Genomic DNA, 610 nt, shown 5'->3' with positions numbered 1-610 from the left:
GGTTATCTTGCCGATCCAAGTGCAGATCCCATTTCTCTGCCTTACAACCTCGATGCTTGGGATGGTTACTATGTCGAGCGTGAAAAAGTCTACCAACTGGTCAAGGCAAGCAGTGGCAATTTTGTGTGTTTAGCGGGCGATACTCACAACGCGTGGGCAAGTGAGTTAAAAGATGTGTCAAACAATCCGATAGGGGTCGAGTTTGCGACGAGCTCGGTGAGCTCTCCGGGGTTAGAAGAGTATTTGGCGTTGGAACCGGTGGCGATTGCTCAAATGGAATACACCTTGCCGCATTTAGTCTCCGAGCTGCAATGGGCTGACATCAAACAACGTGGCTTTATGCGAGTGACCTTTACTGCTGATGCCGCTCAATCGACGTGGTACTTGGTGTCGACCATCAAAGACAAAAAGTATCAGGTGACGACGAAGTCGGCGTCTACGACAAATGGCACAACGTTAGACATTATCTAATCTAAACTGGCGAAAAAGTAAAAGTCCGCTCATCAAGGCGGACTTTTTTGTTGGCAATTTTCAATCAGCTTTCGGATAGCTAGTCGATCAAACCGTACTCTTTGCTGAGAATTTCGATGATTTCAGCTTTTGGATTTTC

The 610-nt window shown here is 46.9% G+C and carries 1 protein-coding gene; it reads left to right on the top strand.

Annotated features, from left to right (window positions below; all coding sequences use genetic code 11):
- Window positions 1-471 (top strand): alkaline phosphatase D family protein (locus R8O11_RS29230; protein WP_318195124.1); only part of this gene is annotated, 471 nt, incomplete at its 5' end.
- Window positions 472-610: the final 139 nt, after the last annotated feature.

It is taken from the genome of Vibrio sp. 1288, from assembly GCF_033344475.1.
The sequence above is the reverse complement of the archived record's forward strand: the minus strand, read 5'-3'. Positions and strand labels throughout refer to the sequence as shown.